Here is a 15,914-nt window from a genome sequence, read left to right on the forward strand (position 1 = left end):
ACTATTCCCGCGCAGGTGCCACGCAACCGAGTTGACACAACACAAGGAGCTCGAAGTCACCAGCGCCGGCGAGCGTACCGAGAGGCCGACCTGCTGGTCATGACGTCCGGCTCAACCGACGAGCCATTGCCGCGCGAGCTCGAGCGTGCGGGCGTTATCCGGGACGTCGCGGAGGAAGCGCTCGCGCCAGGTCGGGTCGATGAGCTTCTCGGCGCGCGCGAGCAGCGCAGTCCTGGCCGACGCGATGGCGGCAATCGCCTCGTGCTGTCTGCCGCTCGCGGAGAGCGCCTCGGCATACGTCAGCCGGACCAGCGACTCGCCCTCTTCGAGGGTGCCGAACGACTCCAGCATGGAGTTCGCCTCGGTGGCTGTCCTGACAGCCTCGTCGATGCGCCCGAGCCCCAGCAGCGCGCGCGCGAGGACCGCGTACGCCGGGACGCCGAGCGTCGGGGCGCTCTGCACGAGCGCTACCGCGGCGCGCGCTTCGGCCTCGGCGGCCTCGAAGTCGCCGAGTGCGACGCAGATCTTGGCAAGGTAGCTGCGAGCAAACAGCTCGGTACGCGCGATCCCCGATCGCCGGCTCGCCGAGGCAGCCGACTCGGCGAACGCCCGCCCCTCGGCCAGCTGGCCGCGATACGCGAGGGCCAGCGCGAGGTTGGCCTCCGAGGCCATCTTCAGGTCATGCAGATGCATCCGGTCAGCCTCCTCCACGACCGCCCGCAGCACCGCCTCCGCCCTCTCGAAGTCGCCGAGCTCGACGTAGATGGCGCCCAAGCTACCGCGTGAGCTGCAGGCGTTGCGGCGATCACCGGCCTGCTCGAAGGCAAGGCTTGTGGCTTCCATCCCGCGCGCGCCGGCAACCATGTCGCCCGTGCACATCGCATAGCAAGAGCGCGCCTCATGGAGCTGCGCGAGCGGCCCCACGTCCCGTACATTGCTGTTCGTGAGAGCGCGCTCGACGATCTCGATCAGAGCGCGCGCTTCTGCGTAGCGACCGACCACCGACAGCACCGTTGCGCCGTTGGCAAGACAGACGAGCTTGACGCTCTGCGCGTCGACCGTGGCCTCCGCGTCGGCCGCCAGGGACATCCAGCGCTCGATCTCGTCGAGCCGGCCCATCTTGTACGACGCGATGACCACCTGCATGATGGCCGAAAACCAGGCGGCCGAGCCACGCTCGATCCGCTCGATCGCCTCCGTGGCGCGCTCCACGGCGAGGGGGAGCTCGCCGCGCCACACATCGGCCTCTGCCTGGACCCGGCGGAGCCTGCCGGCGGTGTCCCCAGCCGCCCCGCAGCCGATGCCGCGATCGGCCCGCCGGACCGCCGCGGCGAGATCGCCGCCCCGCAGCGCCTCCTCGGCCGCGCGCAGGTAGGCATCGGCCGCCCGCGCCGGCGCGCCGCCGATCTCGAAATGCTCGGCCAGCGCCATGGCGTCCGCGCCGCCGCCCCGGTCCAGCCAGTCGCCTGCGAGCGCGTGCCCGACGCGGCGGTCGCGCTCCGTGAGCATGCCGTAGGCGGCCTCCCGCACCAGCGCGTGCCGGAACTCGTACTCCACCTCGCCCGCAATGCGCCCCTCGCGGCGCCGCAGGATCAGCTCCCGCCGCACGAGCTCGGCGAGCCGCCACGCCACCGGCGCGCCGCCCACGAGGGCTCGGGCCCCGCCTTCCCAGAACGTCTCGCCGAAGACGCTCGCCGCGCGCAGGACGCGGCGCTCCTCGATGCCCAGCGCCTCGAGCCGCGCCTGCACCAGCGCCAGCGCCGTCTCGGGCATGCCCTCGCTCCTGCCCTCCGCGACCGCGCGGAGCTGCTCCTCCAGCACGAACGCATTGCCCTCGGCGCGCGCGAGCAGCCGCTCGACCTGGTCGGCATCGACGCCGTCGCCGAGCACCTCCCGCACGAGCCGCTCGCTCGCGCGCCGGGGCAGCGGCGCAAGGCGGAGCCGGAGGCCGTTGCGCTCGCTCCAGAGCCCGGGGAAGAGCTCGTCGGCCTCCGGACGGGCGAGCGCCAGCACGAAGAAGGGCAGGTCCCTCGCGTGCTGGAGCGCGGCGTCGACCAGGTTCACCGTGGGCAGGTCGCCCCAGTGCAGATCCTCGATCAGGAGGAGCACCGGCTGCCTCTGGCACTCGGCCCGGGCGAAGTCCTCGAAGGCCTGACGGATGCGATCGCCCATCAGCATCACGTTCTGGCGCGCCGCGCGGAGCTGCACGTCGCCCTCGTCGGGAAATGGCGCTCCGACGAGCTCGCCGAGGAACGCCGCCACGTGCCGACGCTTGTCCCCGAGCCCGTCGAGCCGCTCCACCCGGGCGAGCACCTTGCGCCGCCGCACCTCCAGCGGCTCGCCGTCGAGGATGCCCATGGCGCGGCGGAGCGCCCGGGCGAGCAGGCCGAACGCGGACCCGGCGGCCATGGGATCGGCCCTGCCGATCCAGACCTCGGCGGCCTCGCTCCGCTCCTTGAGGGTGCGGAGGAACTCCCAGGCGAGGCGCGACTTGCCCATGCCCGGAGCGCCCATGACGATCACGGCGCTCGCGGAGGGCTCGTCCATGCAATGGCGCCACTCGGTCGCGAGCTGCGCGAGCTCGCGCTCTCGCCCCACGCACGGCGTCGGCTTGCCGAGGAGCCGAGGGACGGTGTCCGGCTCCTCCTTGGGGCCGCGCAGCCAGGATCCTTCGGGCCCCTGCGTCGTGTCGAAGCGGCTGGCGAGCAGCCCCGCCGTCGCGCTGTCGAGCTGGATGCCCGACCCCGGCAGCCGAGAGCGCTGCGGGAGGAGCTGCACGACACGGTCGATCAGCGCGCCCACCGGCAGCCTCCCTGCGACCTCCGTCAGCCCCGTGGCGATGGACATGGGCACGCTCCCGAGCTCGGCCCGCAGGGCGATCGCGCAATGGGCCGCGCGCACGGCGAGATCCGTCGGCGTCTCGGCGCCGGACAGCGCGATGAGCAACCACTGCGACTGCAGGAGCTCGAGGCGCCCGCCGTGGCGCGCCGCGACCTGGCGCAGGGCCTCGATTCGCGAGGCGCACTCGGCCTCGGAGAGCGTGGCGTCCGCCTCCGCGCTGCCCTCGGCGGCCAGGATCACGCACATGACCCGGCGCTCGGCCGTCGTGATCTCCTCGCTCGGCACGGACGGCGCCGCGACCGCGCTCGCTCCGGCGGAGAGCCCATCACCGGCGGCGACCGCGAGCTCCGCTGCGACTGCAGCGCCGTCGCGCGGCCTCGCCCCCGCTTCCTTCGCCAGCATCCGCGTCACCAGGCGCTCGATCGGCTCCGGGACGTCGCCGCGGAGCTCCCCGAGCCGCGGCGGCTCCTCCAGGACCACCTTCATGAGGAGCGCGAGCGCGCTGTTGCCGAGGAACGGCGGGCGCCCCGCGAGGCACTGGAAAAGGACGCACCCGAGCGCGAACACGTCGGCCCGGGCGTCGATCGACGACTCGCCGCGCGCCTGCTCGGGGGCCATGTACCCGGGCGTGCCGAGCACCGCGCCGGGCGAGGTGAGGCTCTGCGTGAGCCGGAGGTCGCGCGCGATGCCGAAGTCGAGCAGCGTGGCGCGCTCGACCGCGCCGTCCACGAGCATCAGGTTGCTCGGCTTGAGGTCGCGGTGAACGATGCCGAGCCGGTGCACGGCGCCGAGCGTCGCCGCCACCCGCGCCGCCAGCCTCACGCTCTCGGCGAGCGTGAGCGACGCTTCGGCGAGCCGCTCCTCCAGCGTGATGCCGTCGAGCCACTCCATGGCCAGGTACGGCCGCCCTGCAGCGGTCATTCCATGCGCCACGTACTGCGCGACCCCCGGTAGCCGCAGCGTGACGAGCGCCTCCGCCTCTCGCGCGAACCGGCGCAGGTCGTCCGCGCTCGCGCCCTGCAGCACCTTGAGCGCTATCGCCTCGCCCGACAGCCGGTCGCGCGCGCGGTACACGTCCCCCATCCCGCCGGAGCCGGCGAGCCGCTCGATCTCGAACCGATCCTCGATCACATCCGCAGCGCGCATCGCGACGCCAGTGTACTTCGCGCGAGCTCGGCCCCCTACGCCGTGCGCAGCTGCGCCCGGTCGAGCACCTCCGGCAACCCGGTATCCCCGAACACGACGGTCACCCCTTGCGCGCGCAGCGACTCGACGGCGCGCAGGTCCTCCTCGATGACGACATACGGCTTGCTGGGGTGTCGCCGATGATGCCGGGCGCGAACGGGCCGATGGCGACCCCGCCGAGCACGTAGCCGAGGATGAGCGGCTGGCGGAGGCGCAGCGCGACGGCGGCGCCGAGCAGCGCGGCGCCCAGGGCGGTGACGAGGTGAGCGAGGAGGCCGCTGTTCTGCATCAGGTCGGCGGTGATGCGGCCTGAGAAGACGGCACCACCAGGACGTCGCACGCCACCGCGCGCAGCACGTCCCCGGCCACGGTCCCCAGGAAGGCGTGCGCGACGCCGCTGCGGCCCTGGGTTCCGAGCACCAGGAGATCGTTCTCCGCCTTTTTGACGGCCTTCTCGATGAGGACCCTCGGCGACCCGTACTTGACGCGGGTCTTCCAGGCCGGCGCGTCGTCCGGCGGGACGTTCGCCTCGGCGAGCGCAGCAGCCAGGATCTGCGCCAGCTCGAGGAGCGCCTTCCGCCGGTACTCCTCGCAGTACTGCTCGGCCTCCTCCATCGACAAGCTGGGATAGGCCGACTTCAGATACGGAGCGTCGTAGGCGTGGATGACCGATATCGTCGGGCGCGGCGGCGGGATCACCCGGAGCAGCGAGGTGACGACGTCACGACCCGCGTCGTCGAGCGCCAGCGCGAGCGCTGGATGCCGGTAAGGGGCGCGCGGGCGCTGGCGAACCACCAGCACCGGAAGCCGCGCTTGCCGGACGACGCGCTCGGCGGTCGAGCCCAGGAAGAGGTCGCGAATCCCGCGGCCTCCGCCTCGACCCACGACGATCAGATCGGCGGCGACGGCGGCCGCGTGCTGGACGATCTCGACGGCAGGAGCGCCCCCCCGCACGGCATGCCGGATCGTGACAGTCCGGGGCAGCGTCCGGGCCAGGGCCTCCACCTCGGCCTGGAGCGCCTTCCTCGCGTCGTTCTCGGCGCGCTCCTGGGAAAGGGGCTTGAGCCCCTCGGGGACCACGTGCAGGAGGGTGATCCGGGCGTCATCCGCCAGGGGCAGGAGCGCGGTCCGCCCGATCACCCGATCCGACGCCGGCGAGAGGTCCATGGGGACGAGCAGCGAGCGGAACCTGCCGGGCGCATGGAGCGCTTCGTGGTGCGATGCGGGGGTGCTCTGGGTCATCGGTCAATCCTACCCGCCCAGCGGGACAGCGCGAGGAAGCGCCCGCGCAGCGTCGATGGCGTCGTGGCTGCCCGCCGCGTCAGGCGGTTCCCCTCGCGGCCCGACGTCCCGCAGCAGGGGAGGGAGCTCGCCGCGCGGGGCGGGCTCTCTCCCCTCGGGCCGGGCTACTCCGTGGCCGTAGCCTCCCCCGCCCCGGCCGCCGCGCCCGCCGCCGCCGCCTCCACCTCGCAGCGCACCACCACGACCTCGCCGTCCGCGAGCTCCGGCCGCTCCACGAGCACGTGCGCGCCCGCGCGCACCGCCGCGAGCAGGTCACCCAGCGAGGGCCGCAAACGGGCGAGCGTCGCGGCGTTCGCGCCCAGCGCGAGATCCGTCACCACGCGCCCCACGCTCGCGCCGAGCTCGCTCTTGCGCTTGTTGACGGCCGCCATCGCCGCCGCCGCGAGATCCAGGAGCCCGGCGTCCGCCGGCGCCGCGACGTCCGCGAAATCCGCCGCCGCCGGCCACGTCGCCCGGTGGATCGAGGCCTGCCCCGTCTCCTCCGCGTACACCCAGCGCCAGACCTCGTCCGTGATGTACGGCAAGACCGGCGCGAACAGCCGCAGCAGCACCGACAGCCCGAGCCGCAGCGCCGCCACCGCCGAGCCGCGCGCCGCCTCCCCGGCGCCGCCCTCGCCGCGCGCGCGCGCCTTCGCGAGCTCCAGGTAGGCGTCGGTGAACCAGCGCCAGAAGAAATCCTCGGTGCGCTCGAGCGCCGCCGCGAACTCGTGCTCATCGAACGAGCGCGTCGCGTCCGCCACCACCGCCGACAGCTTGTGCAAGAACGCCCGGTCGAGCTCCTCGGAGACCGGATGGAGCTCCGCAGACTGGCTGAGCACGTACTTGCTCGCATTCCAGATCTTCGTGACGAGGCGCTTTCCGATCTTCAGCACCTTCTCGTCGAACGCCGTGTCCGTGCCGAGCCGCGCGCTCGCCGACCAGTAGCGGACCGCGTCGGAAGAATACGCGTCGAGCAGGTGCATCGGCGTGACGACATTGCCCTTGCTCTTCGACATCTTCTTGCGATCGGGGTCGAGGATCCACCCCGAGATCGCGATATGACGCCACGGGATCGACGACTCGTGCAGCATCGCCTTGGCGATCGTGTAGAACGCCCACGTCCTGATGATGTCGTGGGCCTGCGGCCGCAGATCGGCCGGGAACAGCCGCGCGTGGCGCGCCTTGTCGTCCCCCCAGTGCGAGCTGATCTGCGGTGTGAGCGAGCTCGTGAACCACGTGTCGAAGACGTCGGACTCCGCGGTGAAGCCGCCCGGCTGGTCGCGCTGCGACGGCTCGTACCCGGGCGGCGCGTCGACCGTCGGGTCGACCGGGAGCCTCTCGCGCGTCGCGAGCAGCGGCCTACCGTGATCCGGGTTGCCCTCGGCGTCGAGCGGATACCAGACAGGGAACTGCACGCCGAAATAACGCTGGCGGCTGATGCACCAGTCGCCCTGGAGCCCCTCGGTCCAGTTGCGGTACCGGAGGCGCATGAAATCCGGGTGCCACGCGATCTTGTCGCCGAACTCGAGGAGCTCGGCCTTCTTGTCGGAGAGCCGGACGAACCACTGCCGCGTGGGCACGAACTCGAGCGGCTGGTCGCCCTTCTCGAAGAACTTCACCGCGCGCTCGATCGGCTTCGGCTCGCCCCGGAGCGCCGGGCCGGCGCCGGGCGCCGCCGCGTGCTCGTCGCGGCGGAGGAGCTCGACGACCGCGGTGCGCGCCTGCTTCACCCCCTTGCCCTGGAGCGGCGCATAGGCGGCGTTGGCCGCGGCCGGGTCGCGGCTCTGCCACTCGCCCTCGCCGAACGTCACCGGGAGGACACGGCCGTTCTTGCCGAGCATCTGCCGCAGAGGGAGCTTCTGCTCCCGCCACCAGATCACGTCCGTCGCGTCACCGAAGGTACAGACCATCAGGATGCCCGTGCCCTTCTCGCGATCGACGAGCGGGCTCGGGAAGATGGGCACCGGGGCGCGGAAGATGGGGGTGAGCGCCGTCTTGCCGAAGAGGTGCCGATACCGCGGGTCCTCCGGGTGCGCCGTGACGCCGACGCAGGCGGCGAGCAGCTCCGGGCGCGTCGTGGCGATGATGAGCTGCTCGCCCGTCCCCTCCACCGCGAACGCGATGTCGTGGAACGCGCCGGACTGCTGGCGATCCTCGACCTCCGCCTGGGCCACGGCGGTCTGGAAATCGACGTCCCACATCGTGGGCGCGAAGACCGAGTAGAGATGGCCCTTCTCGTGCAGATCCAGGAACGACAGCTGCGCCGTCCTGCGGCAGTGATCATCGATGGTGGCGTACTCGTGCTGCCAGTCGACCGAGAGGCCCACCCGGCGGAAGAGCGCCTTGAAGACCTGCTCGTCCTCGCGCGTGACCTTGTGACAGAGCTCGATGAAGTTGGGCCGCGACACGATGCGCGGCGGCTCCTTCTTCATCGCCTCCGGCGACGCCTGCGGCAAGGTCAGGCCGCGCTCGTACGGCGTGCGCACGTCGGTGCGGACGTGGAAGTAGTTCTGCACGCGCCGCTCGGTGGGCAGGCCGTTGTCGTCCCAGCCCATCGGGTAGAAGATGTTGAAGCCGCGCATCCGGCGCTGGCGGACGACGACGTCCGTGTGCGTGTAGCTGAAGACGTGGCCGATGTGCAGCGAGCCCGAGGCGGTCGGCGGCGGCGTGTCGACGACGAAGGTCTCCTCGCGCGGACGCGACGGGTCGTATCGGTACGTCCCGTCGGCCTCCCACACGTCGGCCAGGCGCTGCTCGGCGACGGGCGAGTCGAAGTGCTTCGGGAGCGTCGCGGGATCGATGGTGCGGAACGTCTTCTTGGTCGTCACGTGGTCACCTGCAGAACAGACCCCGCAGGAACCGCCCGCGGGGGCGGCATCCTACGTCGTACCCCGGGTGCCGCTCAAGGCGCGCCGCGCCGCGGGGCGGCGATCCGCGAGCGCGTCCGCCCGAGGCCGGCGGCTCCGCCGTGGCGCCGTGGCGAGGCCGGCGGCGCGGTCGCGGAGGGGCCGGAGGCTCAGTCGTAGCGCTCGATGTGGACGTGCTTGCGGGGGACGCCGAGCTCGCCGCGGGCGAGCTCGCGAACGGACGAGACCATCCGATCGAGGCCGCAGATGAAGACGTGCGGGGCCGGATCGCCGCTCTTCTCCGCGAGCGCCCGGTAGAGCTCGGGCGCGTGCGCCTGCACGTAGCCGCGGCGGCCGGACCACGAAGGGCCGCCCCGCGAGAGCGTGATCTCGTAGCGGATCCGGTCGGATCCGCGCGCCAGCGCCTCGAGCTCGTCGCGGTAGATGGCGTCCTCCTCGAAGCGCGCGCCGAACAGGATCCACAGGTGGGGCGCGGCGAGCCCTGCGCGCAGGGAGGCGTGCAGCATGCTCCGGAGCGGCGTGATGCCGGTGCCCGTGGCGACGAACAAGGAGGGCGCGGAATCCCCGGGATCGCGGGTGAAGAGCCCGTGCGGGCCGATGGCGCGGAGCGTGGCGCCGGGCTCGAGCCGGTGCAGGTGCTCCGAGCCGGCCCCGCCCTCCACGAGCGTGACCGCGAGATCGAAGCGAGGCGAGCCGTCGGGAGCGGAGGCGATCGAGTAGGCGCGCTTCACCTCGCCGCCCGAGAGCGGGAGCACGAGGTTGACCCACTGTCCTGCCTCGAACAGGAACGACCTCCCGTCGGCGCGCTCGAACGAGAGCTCGCGCACGAAGGGGCTGAGAGGCCGGGCGGCGACGAGGCGGGCTTCGAACGGTTCGGCGTGGATCATGGTCGGGCCCGGCGAGGCTCAGGCTGCGGGAGCCGCGCCGGGTGGCGAGGTCTTACCGCAGCCTGCGCCTCGGCCCAATCACCATCGAAGCCGGGAGGGCGCCGCCGGAGGGCGCCATCGAGGGAATCCCGGGCCTCAGGTCCGGGACACCGCCGGAGGGCGGCCACGCCGCCGAGCGCGGCCGGGCCGGAAGCCCGGGGTCCGCGCTCCGGCGGGGGAGCCGGCGCGGGATCTACCGCTGCACGCCCATGCGGCGGCGCTGCGGGATGTTCACCGCCGGCCGGGAGCGATCCTGGCTGGGGAGCGCGCGCGGCGGGCGGATGTCCCGGTGCGCGGGCTTCGGCGCAGGGGGCTGCCCTCTCTGCGGCGGGCGCGGGTCGGGTGTCTTGGCCGAGCCCTGCGCGAGGTCGGAGACGGGGAGATGCGCGCGTCGTTGCATAGAATCCTCCAGTCGATCGGTCATCACCACATCAGGAAGAGCACCAAGGCTGAACGAAACCTTCGAAGAACCGGTTCTCATCTACCCTCCATTCATCGTACGACCCCGGACTGAAGACAGACCGACACCGCGACGGACGCCGGCTCTCTGAGCCTCTCCCCGGCCGCTCGACTGGCGCTCTCTCGACGCACCTCCGCCTCTCGTCGGGACGGGGCGGTCCGCCTCGCCGCACGCTCCCTGTCGAGAGGCCTCAGCGTCTCGACGTCAGGAGAGATGGCGAGTCGGCCCGTCGCGCCACGAACCTTCCGGCTCGGTGCTCCGAGCGCGCGGCCAGCGAGCGAGAGACAACCCCCAGGAGATCGCGGATCTCCTGGAGATCGACCTCCAGCGCATCAGGCTCGTTCGCTCGTCGGCCGCGCTCCGTCCTCATGAGCGCACGACGCGAGCTCGCGCGGGGTTCCGCGGGTCGCCGTCGTGGCGGCTCATGCGCGACAACACAAGGACGCCGTGCCACCCTGGGCAACAGGCGTTCAACCTTGACGGTCGCGCGACGGAGCGGTGGTTTCAGCCGGGAGTGCGCATGGTCGACGCGGGCTACGCGTCGAGAGGAACGCTAGCACTCGGCCGGGAGCATGCCCAGCAATTTTGTAAAGGAGGGCAGTTCGCGCGCTGGCCTCGCGCTGGCTTGCATCCTTTTGCCGCGGACACTGAGACATGGATATCGTTGAGCTGGAGACACGAGGCGCTCGTGCTCAGAACGCGACGCGCAGCCCCGCGCTCAGGGGGCCAGCTCCGGGCGACGCAGCGACGGCGCCCGGACCGACGAGGAGCCGCGCGACGACAGGCGCGCTCGACGCGGCGTCGCTCCGCACCCGCTTCTTGCCGATCACGTAGAGCGGCAGGCCGACGGCGACGCCGGCCACCCCGCCGGCCGCGGCGGCGATCGCCAGCTTGGACGCTTCGCTGCGCCCCGCGCTGCTGTCGTCGTAACTCGCGAAGACCAGCACCGCGCCGCCGAGGATGGCGGCGCCGCCGAGGCTCGCGAGGACGAGCCCCGAGATCGCCATGACAGGGCTGTTCCACTCCGTCGTTCGCTCCTCGAAATCGTCGAAGTCCCTCCGCGCCGCCGCGAGCTCCAGCTCGATCCGGCGCTGCGCGGCGCGCCGCTCGTCCTCGGAGCCGATCTCGTGGACGCGGCGCGCCTGGCTCTCCAGCGCCGCGATGCGCGCCTCGTGCGCAGCGGCGGTCTCCTCCCACGTGGCCCCCGGCCGGAGACCCGCCACGGCCGGCGCGACAGGAGGCGCGGGCGGCGGGGTCGAGACGCGCGCCGCGCCTTCCGCCGGCGGCTCCGCGGCGGCGGAAGGCGCGGGCGCCGCGGCGGCGAAGGCCAGCGCCCACGCGACGAGACGACAGCGCGCTGCGCGACCCTGGCGGTGCGCCGACGACACGCGCGAACGCACGAATCGGGACTGGACCGGTTCCATCGACGCAGCGTCATCGGTCGAACGAGCGGGGTCAAGGCGCGTCCCTCAGGCCCTTCCCGACCCGATCGAGACGTCCGCGCGCGACTCCCCCGCGGCCCCGAGCAGCCTGGTTCTTCGAGTTGCTCATTCCTCGCCGCGGCCCGAGCGGGCGAGCGGGGCACCAGGCCCCTAGGCCCCCAGGAACGAACGCCTCTCACGACGTCTTATAGGATGGACAACCCGGGGCGGCTGAGTATAGTGCACGTCGTTGCTAGCACTCACATCTCGCGAGTGCCAGAACCCCAAGCCAACGCCAGCATCCAGCCAGACGGCAGAGGCGCGCCCGAAGCTGTTCCCGGGGAGACCCGGGAGCCGAGGCACGAGCGTGCCGCCATGCACGACGCACGGGATGAAGTGACGTCAGGTCGTGACCGGTGGGTCACGCCAGGAGAAAACAAAATGAAAATCCGACCGCTCCAGGACCGTGTGATCGTTCGTCGCGTGCAGGAAGAGGAGAAGACCAAGGGTGGCCTCTTCATCCCGGACAGCGCCAAGGAGAAGCCGATGGAGGCCATCGTGCTCGCCGTGGGCAACGGGAAGACCCTCGAGGACGGCACCGTCCGCAAGCTCGATGTGAAGGAGGGCGACCGCGTCCTCTTCGGCAAGTACACGGGGAACGAGATCAAGATCGACGGCGAGCAGGCCCTCATCCTCCGTGAAGAAGACATCCTCGGCGTTATCGAGAGCTGATTCGGGCAAGACCGTTTCAAGGAGATTCGCACCATGGCAGCCAAAGAAATCATCTACAACGAGTCGGCCCGAAGCATGATCCTCGCGGGCGTCAACGCCCTCGCGGACGCGGTGAAGGTCACCCTCGGCCCCAAGGGCCGGAACGTCGTCATCGAGCGGAGCTTCGGCGCTCCCACGATCACCAAGGACGGCGTGACCGTCGCCAAGGAGATCGAGCTAGAGAACCGCTTCGAGAACATGGGCGCCCAGATGGTCCGCGAGGTCGCCTCGAAGACCAGCGACATCGCCGGCGACGGCACGACGACCGCGACCGTGCTCGCCCAGGCGATCTACCGCGAGGGCTCGAAGCTCGTCGCCGCGGGCCACAACCCGATGGAGATCAAGCGCGGCATCGACAAGGCCGTCGAGGCCGTCGTGGCGCACCTCAAGGGCGCCGCCAAGTCGACCCAGGACGCGAAGGAGATCGCGCAGGTCGGCACCATCAGCGCCAACGGCGATCTCACCATCGGCAAGCTCCTCGCGGACGCGATGGAGAAGGTCGGCAAGGAGGGCGTGATCACGGTCGAGGAGGCGAAGAGCCTCGAGACGACGCTCGATGTCGTCGAGGGCATGCAGTTCGACCGCGGCTACCTCTCGCCCTACTTCGTGACCGACCCCGAGGCCATGAAGTGCACGATGGAGGACGCGTATGTCCTCATCTCGGAGAAGAAGATCTCCAACATGAAGGACATCCTGCCGGTGCTCGAGGCGATCGCCAAGAGCCAGAAGCAGCTCCTCATCATCGCGGAGGACATCGAGGGCGAGGCGCTCGCGACGCTCGTCGTCAACAAGCTCCGCGGCACGCTCCACTGCGCCGCCGTCAAGGCCCCCGGCTTCGGCGACCGCCGCAAGGAGATGCTCAAGGACATCGCGGTGCTCACGGACGGCCAGGTGATCGCGGAGGAGCTCGGGCTCAAGCTCGAGAACGTCACGCTCAGCGACCTCGGCCGCGTGAAGACCGTGATCATCGACAAGGACAACACGACGCTCGTCGGCGGCGAGGGCAAGAAGGACAAGATCAAGGCCCGCCTGACGGAGATGCGCGGGCAGATCGAGAACTCGACGAGCGACTACGACCGCGAGAAGCTCCAGGAGCGCCTGGCGAAGCTCGTCGGCGGCGTGGCGGTGGTCAAGGTCGGCGCCGCGACCGAGACCGAGATGAAGGAGAAGAAGGCCCGCGTCGAGGACGCGCTCCACGCGACCCGCGCGGCCGTCGAGGAGGGCATCGTCGCCGGCGGCGGCGTCGCGCTCATCCGGGCCCAGGCCGCCCTCGAGAAGCTCCAGGTGAGCGACGAGCAGCGGACCGGCGTGAACATCATCCGCCGCTCCATCGAGGAGCCCCTCCGCCAGATCGCCGCCAACGCCGGCGAAGAGGGCTCGATCGTGGTGCAGAAGGTCCGCGACGGGAAGGGCTCGTTCGGATACAACGCCGCGACCGGCGAGTACGGCGACCTGATCGCGATGGGCGTCATCGACCCCGCGAAGGTCGTCCGCTCGGCGCTCCAGAACGCGGCGAGCGTCGCGAGCCTGATGCTGACGACCGAGGCGCTCATCGCCGAGCGTCCGAAGGACGAGAAGTCGTCCGGCGCCGGTGGTGGCCACGCGGGCCACGGCCACGGCGACTTCTAGTCTCCTGAGGGCGCGCGCCGGGCGATGAGCCCGCGCGCGCCGCCGGGAGGAGCGTGAGGGCCGGTCTCCCGGGCGGGAGACCGGCTCTTCGCTTTTTGTGGCCGGGAAGCGCCCGGCCGGGCGCGCTCACTCCTGGCCGCTCTCCGCCACCGGCGGCCGGCCGCGGCGCCGCCTCCCCTCCCCCGCCGGCCGCGCGTCCGCGGCCACGCGGAGCAGCTCCTGGAAGTGCCGCTCCACCGGGCCCAGGTCGATGCCGTCCATGAACGAGGTGAACGCGAAGTAGGGCAGCAGCGTCTGCCATGCGCGCAGCCAGGCCGGGAGGTAGCGCGGCCGCTCCAGCACGCCGGCGGCGCGCAGCTCGGCCAGCACCGCGATGTCGTCGAGCGCGATCCGGCCGCACACGAGCAGCTCCACCTCGTCGCGCAGCCCGCCGCGCAGGACCGCGGCCAGGAAGGCGTAGACCTCGAGCAGGCCGGCCAGGTAGCAGGCGTCCTTGGTGAAGGGCGCGCCGCCCTCGACGAGCCCGCCGCGGCAGACGCGCTGGGCGTCGAAGTAGGCGTCGCGGCGCTCGGCGCCGCGCTCGCGCAGGTGGCGGTAGAGGTCGAGGAAGCTCGCGCCCTGCTCGGCCATGTCCACGAGCCGCACCCGCTCGGCGAGCCGGGTGAGGCGGCCGATGGAGAGCGAGCGGCTGTACAGCTCGGCGAAGATGGCGAGCCCCTCCTGGGTGCGCGTGGTGCGGGGGCCGCCCGAGCGCAGGAACGAGCACCGCGGCTGCGCCGCGCCGTTGTGCGCGGTGAGCGCGTGCGTCTCGACCTCGTGGTGCCACAGCCCCTCGGCCTCCCAGGACGCGAAGGTGGCCTCCGGGCGGATGCGGATCCGGCTCATGCCGGCCACCACCTTGGCGGTGATGCGCGGGTCGAGGGTGACCTCGATGTCGAGCGGCGGCCGGCGCGCGGCCACGCGGGCGGCGAGCATGTCCCGGAGCGCGCCGGCGTCGAGCGGCTCCTCCTCGGGATCGCTGGCCTCGTCCCAGCCGTGGACGCGCAGGCGCTCGGTGAGGTGCTCGGCGAGGTCGATGTTCCTGAGGGCGCCCCCGAAGAACGGCGAGCGCGCGCCGCCGTAGAGCGCCCGCGACCGCGCCGAGAACTCGCGGGTGCCCGCCGCCTCGAGCAGCTCCGCGGCCTCGATCTGCGCGCGGACGCTGTCCCGCAGCCAGGCGAGCGCAGGGGCGTCGCCGTCGATCGACCGCAGCAGCTCGCGCAGCTCGGCGACGCGCCGGGCGAGCCCGTCGCGATCGACGCGGAGCTCGACCTCGGGGAGGCGGTCCTCGCCAGAGGCGAAGAAGCGCTCCTCCACCTCGCGCGGCCAGGCGATGTCGTCGAGCAGCTTGAAGGCCTTGCCCTCCGAGAGGCGGCCGCCGACCCGTTCGAGCTGCTCCAGCACGGCGCGGTCGATGCTCATGAATCGCAGGATCGCCCGAACCGCGGGGCGCGGGAAGCGGCTGCGCGCCAGCCGGCGAGCTCGGGCAGAGCGGGCGATCGGGCTGCCCGGGCTGCGCGAGGGGATCCATGACGCCGCTCGTCGAGGGCCGTCGGCCCGGCCAACTCGAGTAAGCTGCTCGCCATGGACCCTGCCCTGCTCCGTTATCTCGATCTCGTGCAGCGCGAGCTGTCCGCCGATGACGTCCTGATCGAGCTCGGCGGCAGGCCGCCCGGCGATCCGCGCGCGGTGTGGTGCGCGCTGCCGAACGGCTCGCGGCTGGTCGCGCGCTTCGCCGAGCCGCCCGGCGAGCCCGCCAGGGTCTCGAGGCAGCTGGAGGAGCTCGCCGCGTCGTTCTCGGGGCTCTCGTCAGGGGGTGAGGACCCGCGGCCCTCGCGCAGCGGGTCGACCCACCGCCTCGACGACGAGCTGGAAGGGCTGGCGTCGCGCGCGGGCGCGCTCGGCGCGATCGTCGTGGATGACACCTCCCCGGTGATCTGGGGGACCTCGGAGCCGCGCCGGGACGAGGTGGACGTCGACGATGCGTTGCTCCTGGCGCAGTGGGCCGACGACGTGGAGCGCGTCGGCGTGAACCTGATCGATCTGCTCGAGCTCGACGACGCCGCGCTGGAGCAGGCGCTCGCGACAACGTCGCTCGGCCCCGGGGCGCGCGAGACCATCGCCGGCCACCTCCAGAAGATCCGGGAGCGCGGCTCGCGCAGCCCGATGGCGTGGCGGCGGCAGGTCGCCATCGCGCGCGCCATCGACCGCGTGCGGGGCCCTGCGGCCTCGGAGAGCGCCGCTCACGGCAGGTTCATCGGCCAGCACGAGCAGGTCGGCGTGTACGCGCGCGCCTTCGCGAACATCTACCGCCTGATCCTCGCCTATCCTGGCCCGTTCTCCGAGCTCCAGGCAGAAGGCTCGGTGCAGCACGCATTGCCGCTGATCGAGCGGCTCGTGCTCGCGTTACCCCCGATCGATCCCCATCGAGGAGCGAAGATCCTCCGCCTGCGGCGCCCGAGCTGATGCAGGGAGGGTGTTCCGGGGCTGGGTC

Annotated in this window: 11 protein-coding genes; 3 read left to right on the forward strand and 8 right to left on the reverse strand. The window is 72.1% G+C overall.

Annotated elements, in window-relative coordinates; genetic code table 11:
• Positions 1-111 precede the first annotated feature (111 nt).
• From WMF36_RS27375 to WMF36_RS27405, 7 genes are all read right to left on the reverse strand, one after another.
• Positions 112-3,987 (reverse strand): protein kinase domain-containing protein, encoded by a 3,876-nt coding sequence (locus WMF36_RS27375; protein ID WP_437573711.1) that lies wholly within the window; start codon positions 3,985-3,987, stop codon positions 112-114.
• Between the two features lie 100 nt (positions 3,988-4,087).
• Complete coding sequence (locus WMF36_RS27380; protein ID WP_437573712.1) at positions 4,088-4,315, reverse strand: hypothetical protein; 228 nt, start codon at positions 4,313-4,315, stop codon at positions 4,088-4,090.
• A complete protein-coding gene (locus WMF36_RS27385; RefSeq protein WP_437573713.1) occupies positions 4,315-5,268 on the reverse strand; it encodes a universal stress protein in 954 nt (317 codons plus the stop codon). Before WMF36_RS27385 ends, WMF36_RS27380 begins: the two co-directional genes overlap by 1 nt.
• A 164-nt stretch (positions 5,269-5,432) precedes the next feature.
• Positions 5,433-8,135: a valine--tRNA ligase gene (gene valS / locus WMF36_RS27390; RefSeq protein WP_437573714.1), complete on the reverse strand. Its 2,703-nt coding sequence runs from the start codon at positions 8,133-8,135 to the stop codon at positions 5,433-5,435.
• A gap of 188 nt (positions 8,136-8,323) precedes the next feature.
• Positions 8,324-9,061 carry a ferredoxin--NADP reductase gene (locus WMF36_RS27395; RefSeq protein ID WP_437573715.1) on the reverse strand — a complete coding sequence of 246 codons (738 nt, stop codon included), beginning with the start codon at positions 9,059-9,061 and terminating at the stop codon, positions 8,324-8,326.
• A 232-nt stretch (positions 9,062-9,293) separates the two neighbouring features.
• Positions 9,294-9,500, reverse strand: a complete 207-nt coding sequence (locus WMF36_RS27400) for a hypothetical protein (RefSeq protein ID WP_437573716.1) — start codon at positions 9,498-9,500, stop codon at positions 9,294-9,296.
• A gap of 752 nt (positions 9,501-10,252) precedes the next feature.
• The gene (locus WMF36_RS27405) at positions 10,253-10,960 is read right to left on the reverse strand and encodes a hypothetical protein (protein WP_437573717.1); all 708 of its coding nucleotides are present in this window, start codon (positions 10,958-10,960) and stop codon (positions 10,253-10,255) included.
• Between the two features lie 462 nt (positions 10,961-11,422).
• Here WMF36_RS27405 and groES point away from each other — a divergent pair, with 462 nt between their 5' ends.
• Positions 11,423-11,713, forward strand: coding sequence for a co-chaperone GroES (gene groES / locus WMF36_RS27410; RefSeq protein ID WP_437476915.1), 291 nt, complete (start codon positions 11,423-11,425; stop codon positions 11,711-11,713).
• 33 nt (positions 11,714-11,746) lie between these two features.
• Positions 11,747-13,381 carry a chaperonin GroEL gene (gene groL, locus WMF36_RS27415; protein WP_437573718.1) on the forward strand — a complete coding sequence of 545 codons (1,635 nt, stop codon included), beginning with the start codon at positions 11,747-11,749 and terminating at the stop codon, positions 13,379-13,381.
• A gap of 126 nt (positions 13,382-13,507) precedes the next feature.
• Here the strand turns inward: groL and WMF36_RS27420 are convergent, their stop codons facing one another.
• Positions 13,508-14,842 carry a flavohemoglobin expression-modulating QEGLA motif protein gene (locus WMF36_RS27420; RefSeq protein WP_437573719.1) on the reverse strand — a complete coding sequence of 445 codons (1,335 nt, stop codon included), beginning with the start codon at positions 14,840-14,842 and terminating at the stop codon, positions 13,508-13,510.
• A 162-nt stretch (positions 14,843-15,004) separates the two neighbouring features.
• On the opposite strand from WMF36_RS27420, the gene WMF36_RS27425 reads away from it, so the two are divergent.
• Complete coding sequence (locus tag WMF36_RS27425) at positions 15,005-15,886, forward strand: hypothetical protein (protein ID WP_437573720.1); 882 nt, start codon at positions 15,005-15,007, stop codon at positions 15,884-15,886.
• Positions 15,887-15,914 lie beyond the last annotated feature (28 nt).

Origin of the sequence: Sorangium sp. So ce887 (assembly GCF_051521455.1) — a bacterium.
Classification (GTDB): Bacteria; Myxococcota_A; Polyangia; order Polyangiales; family Polyangiaceae; genus Sorangium.

What these genes read in the sequence shown, in the direction of transcription:
- WMF36_RS27375 (WP_437573711.1), bottom strand. Translation starts at nt 3,987, where the DNA reads ATGCGCGCTGCGGATGTGATCGAGGATCGGTTCGAGATCGAGCGGCTC.
- WMF36_RS27380 (WP_437573712.1), bottom strand. Translation starts at nt 4,315, where the DNA reads ATGCAGAACAGCGGCCTCCTCGCTCACCTCGTCACCGCCCTGGGCGCC.
- WMF36_RS27385 (WP_437573713.1), bottom strand. Translation starts at nt 5,268, where the DNA reads ATGACCCAGAGCACCCCCGCATCGCACCACGAAGCGCTCCATGCGCCC.
- WMF36_RS27395 (WP_437573715.1), bottom strand. Translation starts at nt 9,061, where the DNA reads ATGATCCACGCCGAACCGTTCGAAGCCCGCCTCGTCGCCGCCCGGCCT.
- WMF36_RS27400 (WP_437573716.1), bottom strand. Translation starts at nt 9,500, where the DNA reads ATGCAACGACGCGCGCATCTCCCCGTCTCCGACCTCGCGCAGGGCTCG.
- groES (WP_437476915.1), top strand. Translation starts at nt 11,423, where the DNA reads ATGAAAATCCGACCGCTCCAGGACCGTGTGATCGTTCGTCGCGTGCAG.
- groL (WP_437573718.1), top strand. Translation starts at nt 11,747, where the DNA reads ATGGCAGCCAAAGAAATCATCTACAACGAGTCGGCCCGAAGCATGATC.
- WMF36_RS27420 (WP_437573719.1), bottom strand. Translation starts at nt 14,842, where the DNA reads ATGAGCATCGACCGCGCCGTGCTGGAGCAGCTCGAACGGGTCGGCGGC.
- WMF36_RS27425 (WP_437573720.1), top strand. Translation starts at nt 15,005, where the DNA reads ATGGACCCTGCCCTGCTCCGTTATCTCGATCTCGTGCAGCGCGAGCTG.